We start from the raw sequence: 8,118 nt of genomic DNA, 5'->3' as shown, positions 1-8,118 counted from the left end.
CCGCCGCCGGTACGTCCCGGCGGCGGTACGTCCCGGCGGCGGGACCTCAGACGCGCGTGGGGGCGAGAGACCGGGCGTAGCGCAGCTCGGGGACGGGAACGCCGTCCACCGCGTAGTCCTCTTGGCCGCCGTCGGGGGTGAACCCCGCGCGCTCGTAGAAGTGGCGGGCGTGGGTGTTGCCCTCGAGGACCCAGAGCCGCAGGTGCGGGAAGCCGCGTTCGGCGGCTCTGGTGATGGACTCCGTCAGCAGGGCGTGGCCGATGCCGGTGCCGATCAGGTCGGGGCGTACGTAGATCGCGTACAACTCCGCGTCGCCCGACGGGAGATCGCGGTCCCGGTACGGGCCGAGACAGGCCCAGCCCACCACCTTGCCGCCCGCGTTCTCGGCCACGAGGTTGACGACGTCCCCCAGGCCCCGGGAGAAGAACTCCCGCCGCCGCGCCGCGTCCTTTTCGACGCTGAGGCCGTCCAGGTGCGCCTGCGGTACGAGCCCTCGGTACGCCGCCTGCCAGCCGCGCACCCGTACCGCCGCCACGGCGTCGATGTCCGCTTCCGTCATGAGCCTCACGCGTACGCCGTCCATCCGCCCACCGTAGGCCGCTTGACCCTGCCATTGGCGGCAGGGTCGCACGATCCTCGCCATGAACCACAACAGCGACACCGACATCAGGACAACGCACCCGCTCGACGACGGCCCTGACAGCCTCGACAGCGCCGACAGCCTCGACGGCAAGGTCGCCCTCGTCACCGGCGCGGGCACCGGGATCGGGCGGGCCACCGCCCGCGCCCTCGCCGGGCAGGGGGCGCGGGTGGTGGTGGTCGGGCGGCGGCCCGGGCCGCTGGAGGAGACGGCGGCGGGGCAGCCGCGGATCCAGCCCCTGCCGGCCGATATCACCGCTGAGGGCGCCGCCGAGGACATCGTGCGGCGGGTGACCGAGTCGTACGGCCGGCTGGACGTGCTGGTCAACAACGCCGCGGTCGTGCGCGCCGCGGCGCTGGGCGACATCACCCCCGAGCTGGCCACCCCACTCCTGGCGACCAATCTCCTCGCGCCCGTCCTGCTGACGCGCGCGGCCCTCGGGCCCCTGGAGGAGAGCGGCGGCGTGGTGGTGAACGTCAGCACGGCCGTCGGTCAGCGGGCCTGGCCGGGCAACTCCTTCTACGCGGCGACGAAGACCGCCCTCGAAACGCTGACCCGCAGCTGGGCGGTGGAGCTGGCGCCGCGCGGGGTGCGGGTGGTGGCGGTCGCGCCCGGGGCGATCGAGACCCCGATCGGGGAGCACCAGGGGCTGACGCCCGAGCAGCGCGTCCAGGTGCGGGCCTGGCAGCTGGCCCACACTCCGCTGGGGCGGATCGGGCTGCCGGAGGAGGTGGCGTGGGCGATCGTGCAACTGGCCTCGCCCGGGGCGGCGTTTGTGACGGGGGTCGTGCTGCCGGTGGACGGCGGGGCGGTGATCGGCTGATGGGCGGCTGAGCGACAGCTGATAGAAACGGCACCGGAGGTGGGACCGGTGCGGATCGGGGAACTGGCGAAGGCCACGGGCGCGACGCCGCGCGCGCTGCGCCACTACGAGCAGGCGGGGCTGATCACGTCCTCGCGCGAGCACAACGGCTACCGCGACTACGACGCGCGGACCGCCGTCCGCGTCCGCAACATCCGCCGGCTGCTCTCCGTCGGCCTCACCCTGGACGACGTCCGCTGCTTCCTGCCCTGTCTGGACGGCGATATGACGAGCGCGCGGCCCAGCCAGGAAGGGCTCGGCATCGCCCGGGACCGGCTCGCCGTCCTCGACGCGCGCATCGCCGCCCAGACCGAGGCCCGCGACCGGCTGGCGGCCGCCCTGAGCAACCTGATCACGAGCGTATGAGCGTCTGCCGGCCTCTTACAGCAGGGTCAGCTGGTCGGGCGCCTCAGCGGTGACCGTATCCGCGTCCGTATCCGTATCCGCATCCGTATCCGGACGGTCCGGGACGCCCCGGTGCGCGCCCGCGCGGTGCGGGCCGATGCCGTACTCGTCGGCGAACTCGTGGACCATCCCGGTGATCCGCCGCTGATACCACCGGGGCGCGTACGTCCCGCCCTCGTACAGCGCGTCGTACCGGCGCAGCAGGCGCGGGTGGTGGTGGGTGAGCCAGGCCGTGAACCACTCGCGGGCGCCGGGTCGCAGATGCAGTACGAGCGGTGTCACGGAGGTGGCCCCGGCCGCGGCGACGGCCCGTACGGTCGCGCGCAGCTGCTCGGGGGAGTCGCCGAGGAAGGGGATGACCGGGGCCATCAGCACACCGCATGGGATGCCGTGGTCGGTCAGCGTGCGCACCGCCTCCAGCCTGCGCTGGGGCGAGGGCGTGCCCGGCTCGACGGTGCGCCACAGTTCGGGGTCGGTGAAGCCGACCGAGACGGAGACGCCGATGTCGGTGACGCGGGAGGCGCGCCGCAGCAGCTCCAGGTCGCGCAGGATCAGGGTGCCTTTGGTGAGGATGGAGAAGGGGTTGGCGCGTTCGGTCAGGGCGGTGAGGATGCCGGGCATCAGCCGGTAGCGGCCTTCGGCCCGCTGGTAGCAGTCGACGTTGGTGCCCATGGCGATGTGTTCGCCGCGCCAGCGGCCGGCGGCCAGCTCGCGGCGGAGCAGCTCGGGGGCGTTGATCTTCACCACGATCTGGGTGTCGAAGCCGAGCCCGGTGTCGAGGTCGAGATAGCTGTGCGTCTTGCGCGCGAAGCAGTAGACGCAGGCGTGCGAGCAGCCGCGGTACGGGTTCACCGTCCACTCGAACGGCATCCGGGAGGCGCCGGGCACCCGGTTGACGATCGAGCGGGCGCGGATCTCGTGGAAGGTGATCCCGCGGAACTCGGGGGTGTCGAAGGTGCGGGTGGTCACCGCGTCCGCCGCGAAGAGGGCGGGCGCGGCGGCCCCGTCGCCGTCGGTCAGGTTGTCCCAGCGCATGGCGTGCACCTCCGGGGGTCTCGCTCGTACCCAGAATTAGAACACATGTTTCATTCATGGGTCAGCCCCCGGATGCCGTGTCGCGGTCAGCCCCGTGCGCTCGGCGCCGCGTGCCGGGGCTCGGCGCTCGCCGGGGCGCCGACGGCCCGGAGCGAGCCGGCGGTGAGGCGGGCGCGGCGGGCCGGGACGAGCAGGGCCGCGAGGGTGGCGGCGAGGCAGAGCACGGCCAGCAGGGCGTAGCCGTGGGTGTAGCCGGATTCGTACGGCAGGCCGGAGGGCTGGAGGCGGCTGGTGACCAGCACGCTGGTGACGGAGGCGCCGATGGAGCCGCCGATGGTGCGGATGTTGGCGTTCATACCGGTCGCCGCGCCGGTCTGCTCGGCCGGGACGCTGCCCACGATGAGGTTGGCCATGGAGGCGAAGGCCAGGCCGATGCCGAGGCCGAAGATCCCGGCGACGAACGCGATCTGCCACTGCTGGTCGTGCCACAGGGTGAGGAAGCCACAGGCGACGGCGCCGAGCGCGGCGCCCGCCACCAGCAGCCGCTTGGCGCCGAGGCGCGGTTCGAGGCGTCCGCTGAGCACGCCCGCGCCGAACATGGCGAGCAGCATGGGGAGCATCAGCAGCCCGGCCCCGGTGACGCTGGCGCCGAAGCCGTATCCCGCGGCGGACGGGGTCTGTGCGAAGGCGGGGAGGAAGGACCAGATCGCGTACATGCCCGCGCCGAACAGCAGCGCCGCGGCGTTGGTGGTCCATACGGCGGGCAGTCGCATCACGCGCATGTCGATGAGCGGGTTGGCGGAGCGGGCCTCGGCCAGCAGCCACAGGGCGAACAGCAGCGCGGCGGCCACGAAGAGCGTGATCACCCGGGCCGATCCCCAGCCCCAGACGGCGGCCTGGCTGAGCGGCAGCAGCAGTGTGATCAGCCAGCCCGAGAGCAGCACGGCGCCGAGCCAGTTGACCCGTCCGGAGGCGCGGGTGGGGGATTCGGGGATGAAGCGCAGGGCGATCAGCGCGGTGGCGGCGACGATGCCGACGGGCAGCCAGAACAGCCAGCGGTAGTCGAGCGCGGAGACGATGGGCCCGGCGGCGACCACCCCGACGCCGCCGCCCGCGGCGATGACCGCCGAGAGGTTGCTGATGCTGGGGCTCACCTCCTCGGCGGCGAACTCGTCGCGGATGATGCCGAAGGAGAGCGGGAAGAGCGCGCCGCCGATGCCCTGGATCACCCGGGCGACGATGAGGGCGCCGATCGTGGGCGCGAGGGCGGCGAGCAGACAGCCGAGCGTCAGCGCGACGAGGACCGCGACCAGGGTGCGCTTCTTGCCGATCAGATCGCCGATGCGGCCGAGGATCGGGGTGAAGATGGAGGCGGAGAGCAGATACGCGGTCATCACCCAGGTCGCGGTGGACTGGGAGGTGTGCAGGGCGTGCTGCACGGTCGGCAGGGCCGGGGCGATCAGCGACTGGAGCATGGAGAACACGCCGGCGCCTGTCGCGAGGACCGCGAAGGTGAGGCGGGTGGAGCTGCGGGGCATGGTGACCTCTCCGTACAGGACAGGGACGGGGCGGCGTGCGCCTGGGCACGGCCGGCCAGGGGCGCGGGCACCGCGGAACGGTGGGCGCACGAGGGTGCGCGACCGGCAGTGCACGGCCCCGACTGATAAAGTGGAGGTGTACCTCCACTCTAGCGGAGGTCAACCTCCACTTTCAAACCGATTGCTTCGATCCCTGCTTCGACCCGTTTCACCCGGAGGCCCCCGTGACCGTCCCGCAGCTCCCCGTCGACGAGATCGTCGCGGCCCAGCGCCCGTACCGCCGGGACGCCGCGCGCAACTACGACGCGCTGCTGTCGGCCGCGCGCGAGGTGTTCGCCGAGAGCGGCGCGGAGGCGCCGCTGGAGGACATCGCCCGCCGCGCCGGGGTCGGCATCGCCACGCTCTACCGGAACTTCCCCACCCGCCGCCATCTCTTCGAGAGCGTCTACGCCGACGAGGTCGCCGCGCTCTGCCGGGTGGCCGAGGGGGTCGCCGCGCTGGAGCCCTGGGAGGCGCTGGACTCGTGGCTGCGCCGCTTCGTCGGCTACAGCGTCACCAAGCGGGCGATCCGCGAGGCCATGGACGATGAGTCGGACATCTTCCAGGCCTGCCGCGAGTCGATGTACCGGGCGGGCGGCCCGCTCTTCGACCGGGCGCGACAGGCCGGCCGGATCCGCACCGATATCGACTTCGACGACCTGCTGCGGATGGTCGCCGGGATCACCGCGACCAACTTCCTCGACGACGCCCAGCGCGACCGCGTCCTCGGCGTGGCCCTCGACGGCGTCCGCGCGGTGCGCTGATCCAGCCGCGGCCGCTTTACCGGTGGCTGCCTCCAATTAGGCAAAGTCCCAGCAAAAATGGTTGGCTTGCCGCAGTCGAGGGCGCCGCAGGCCGGGGCGCCGTGCAGCGAGTGGAGGAGAGCAATGGGCCAAGTCGAGGCCACCACTGAGCGGATCGTCACGGGCAGCCCCGAGGACGTGTTCGACGCGCTCGCCGACTACAGCGGTGTGCGTGGCCGGCTGCTGCCGGAGCAGTTCAGCGAGTACGAGGTACGCGAGGGCGGCGACGGTGCGGGCACGCTGGTCCACTGGAAGCTCCAGGCCACCAGCAAGCGCGTGCGCGACTGTCTGCTGGAGGTGACCGAGCCGACCGACGGGGAGCTGGTCGAGAAGGACCGTAACTCCTCGATGGTCACCACCTGGGTCGTGACCCCGGCGGGCGAGGGTCAGGCGCGGGTGGTCGTCACCTCGGTCTGGCAGGGTGCGGGCGGTATCGGCGGCTTCTTCGAGCGGACCTTCGCGCCCAAGGGCCTGGCCCGGATCTATGATGCGTTGCTCGCCAACCTCGCCACCGAGGTCGCGAAGCAGAAGTAACTGAAGGCTCACCGGATCGGGTGGTTTTCTCCGCGGCGCGGTTAGCCGCCGCACACCCTCCGACCGGGGCGAAAGCCTCTTACGTCCCTCTCCCCACCGGTCAGCGGCGATTCGTCGCGCTTGCTCACAGTTGTCGCGTAATGCGAGAAATGGGCGGCGGTGCAGGCGCGACGAGGGGAGAAGGACGTGGGCGGGATCACCTGGACCCCCCTGGCCAAGGGGGGCGAGCCGGGGCGCGCCACCGGTCCCGGACCCGCCTGGGCCCGGACGGCGCAACAGGCGCAACAAGCGGCTCAACAAGCCCAACATGCTCAACACACGCAGCACGCTCAACACGTGCAGCAGACCCAACAGGTCCAGCAGGCGCACGAGACGGCGTGGCAGTCGGCGCACCAGACCTCCGGGGAGGCGCCGGGCCCCGACGCGCCGGGCCCCGGCCCGGCGGGTGGTGGCGGCGCTACGGTCGGGCTCAGCCCGGCCCGGGTCCGGATGGTCTTCTTCGGGCTGATGCTCACGCTGCTGCTGGCGGCCCTCGACCAGACCATCGTGGCCACGGCCCTGCCGAAGGTGGTCGGTGAACTGCACGGCCTGGACAAGATGTCCTGGGCCGTCACCTCGTACCTCCTCGCCTCGACCATCGTGCTGCCGGTCTACGGCAAGCTGGGCGACTTGATGGGGCGCAAGGGCGTCTTCATCTTCTCCATCGCCGTCTTCGTGGTCGGCTCCGCGCTCGCGGGCTGGTCGCGCACGATGGACGAGCTGATCGCCTTCCGGGCGGTCCAGGGTGTGGGCGCCGGGGGCCTGATGATCGGCATTCAGGCGATCATGGCGGACATCGTTCCGCCCCGTGAGCGCGGCCGCTACATGGGGCTCATCGCCGCCGCGTTCGGCCTCGCGTCGGTCGCGGGCCCCCTGCTCGGCGGCTTCTTCACCGACCACATGTCCTGGCGCTGGTGCTTCTACGTCAATGTGCCCTTCGGCCTGGTCACCCTGGCCGTCGTGACCGTCGCGCTCAAGCTGCCCAAGCCGACCCGGCGGGCGCGCTTCGACTATCTCGGCGCGCTGCTCCTTGCCGTGTCCTCGACCTGCCTGGTGCTGCTGACGAGTTGGGGCGGCACCGAATATCCGTGGAAGTCCCGAGTCATCCTCGGGCTCGCGCTCGGGGCGCTGGGCAGCGCGATCCTCTTCGTCGTCATCGAGTCGGTGGCGGTCGAACCCATCATCCCGCTGCGGCTGTTCCGCGACTCGGTCTTCTGCGTCACCGGCGTCATCGGCATGGTCCTCGGCGTAGCGCTCTTCGGGGCCGCCAGCTATCTGCCCACCTTTCTCCAGATGGTCGACGGCGCCAGTGCCACCGAGTCGGGGCTGTTGCTGCTGCCCATGATGGGCGGCATGGTGGTGGCCTCGGTCGCCTCGGGCCAACTCATCAGCGCCACCGGCCGGTACCGGATCTACCCCATCGTCGGCGGCGTGCTCTCCGCCATCGGCATGTGGCTGCTCTCCCGGATGGACGAGGACACCTCCCGCCAGGACTACAGCCTGTGGATGGGGATCCTGGGGCTCGGCATGGGGCTGGTCATGCCCGTGCTGGTGCTCGCCGTCCAGAACTCCGCACGCCCCGCCGACATCGGCTCCGCCACCAGCGCCAACAACTACTTCCGGCAGATGGGCGGCAGCGTCGGCGCGGCCGTCTTCGGCACCCTCTTCGCCCACCGCCTCGCCGACCGCCTGGCGGTCGAACTCCCCACGGGCAGCACCGATCCGGGGGCGTCCGGCCCCGGGATCCCCGACCCCGAGTCGGTCACCCCGCAGCTGGTGCACTCGCTGCCCGGCCCGCTGCGCGACGGCTATATCGCGGCGTACGCCGACGCCATGCCGCGCATCTTCCTCTATCTCGTGCCGGTGCTCGTTCTGGGCTTCCTGCTCGCCTTCCTGCTGAAGGAGAAACCTCTGGTGTCCCACACCGACTTTGCCGTCCAGCAAGACCCCGTCGTCCCGGCCGCGCGCACCGTGCCCCGCACCGCCCCGACGCCCACCACCGCCGGCATCCCGGTCTGCGGCACCGTCCAGCACCACGACGGCACCACGGTCCCACGGGCGGCGCTCACCCTCATCGACATCGCCGGACGCCAGATCGGGCGCGGCGCCACCGGGGAGGACGGACGGTACGCGCTGAGCACTCCGGGCGCGGGCTCCTACATCCTGATCGCCGCGGCCGGCGGCCATCAGCCACGGGCGGTCAGCGTCACCGTCGGCGACCGC

General features: G+C 72.0%; 8 protein-coding genes. 5 read left to right on the top strand and 3 right to left on the bottom strand.

Annotated features, from left to right (window positions below; all coding sequences use genetic code 11):
- Positions 1–46: 46 nt before the first annotated feature.
- Entirely contained in the window at positions 47–583 is a 537-nt protein-coding gene (locus CCN51_RS47825; RefSeq protein WP_043486520.1) for a GNAT family N-acetyltransferase, read from the bottom strand.
- Positions 584–641: 58 nt separating this feature from the next.
- Here CCN51_RS47825 and CCN51_RS47820 point away from each other — a divergent pair, with 58 nt between their 5' ends.
- Complete coding sequence (locus CCN51_RS47820) at positions 642–1,463, top strand: SDR family NAD(P)-dependent oxidoreductase (protein WP_014175427.1); 822 nt, start codon at positions 642–644, stop codon at positions 1,461–1,463.
- Positions 1,464–1,511: 48 nt separating this feature from the next.
- Complete coding sequence (locus CCN51_RS47815) at positions 1,512–1,868, top strand: MerR family transcriptional regulator (protein ID WP_014175426.1); 357 nt, start codon at positions 1,512–1,514, stop codon at positions 1,866–1,868.
- A gap of 15 nt (positions 1,869–1,883) precedes the next feature.
- Here CCN51_RS47815 and CCN51_RS47810 read toward each other — a convergent pair whose 3' ends face one another.
- A complete protein-coding gene (locus tag CCN51_RS47810; RefSeq protein WP_014175425.1) occupies positions 1,884–2,942 on the bottom strand; it encodes an Rv2578c family radical SAM protein in 1,059 nt (352 codons plus the stop codon).
- 86 nt (positions 2,943–3,028) lie between these two features.
- Complete coding sequence (locus CCN51_RS47805; protein WP_014175424.1) at positions 3,029–4,480, bottom strand: MFS transporter; 1,452 nt, start codon at positions 4,478–4,480, stop codon at positions 3,029–3,031.
- A 224-nt stretch (positions 4,481–4,704) separates the two neighbouring features.
- On the opposite strand from CCN51_RS47805, the gene CCN51_RS47800 reads away from it, so the two are divergent.
- The 3 genes from CCN51_RS47800 to CCN51_RS47790 form a co-directional block, all read left to right on the top strand.
- Complete coding sequence (locus CCN51_RS47800; RefSeq protein WP_014175423.1) at positions 4,705–5,283, top strand: TetR/AcrR family transcriptional regulator; 579 nt, start codon at positions 4,705–4,707, stop codon at positions 5,281–5,283.
- A gap of 123 nt (positions 5,284–5,406) precedes the next feature.
- Positions 5,407–5,856, top strand: coding sequence for an SRPBCC family protein (locus CCN51_RS47795; RefSeq protein ID WP_014175422.1), 450 nt, complete (start codon positions 5,407–5,409; stop codon positions 5,854–5,856).
- 336 nt (positions 5,857–6,192) lie between these two features.
- On the top strand, positions 6,193–8,118 hold a 1,926-nt coding region (locus tag CCN51_RS47790; protein ID WP_086861022.1), incomplete at its 3' end, for an MFS transporter.

The organism is Streptomyces milbemycinicus (assembly GCF_002154605.1).
GTDB classification, from domain to species: Bacteria; Actinomycetota; Actinomycetes; order Streptomycetales; family Streptomycetaceae; genus Streptomyces; species Streptomyces milbemycinicus.
Note: the sequence above shows the minus strand (reverse complement) of the source record. Positions and strands in the feature narration are given on the sequence as shown.

What these genes read in the sequence shown, in the direction of transcription:
- CCN51_RS47805 (WP_014175424.1), bottom strand. Translation starts at nt 4,480, where the DNA reads ATGCCCCGCAGCTCCACCCGCCTCACCTTCGCGGTCCTCGCGACAGGC.
- CCN51_RS47810 (WP_014175425.1), bottom strand. Translation starts at nt 2,942, where the DNA reads ATGCGCTGGGACAACCTGACCGACGGCGACGGGGCCGCCGCGCCCGCC.
- CCN51_RS47795 (WP_014175422.1), top strand. Translation starts at nt 5,407, where the DNA reads ATGGGCCAAGTCGAGGCCACCACTGAGCGGATCGTCACGGGCAGCCCC.
- CCN51_RS47825 (WP_043486520.1), bottom strand. Translation starts at nt 583, where the DNA reads ATGGACGGCGTACGCGTGAGGCTCATGACGGAAGCGGACATCGACGCC.
- CCN51_RS47820 (WP_014175427.1), top strand. Translation starts at nt 642, where the DNA reads ATGAACCACAACAGCGACACCGACATCAGGACAACGCACCCGCTCGAC.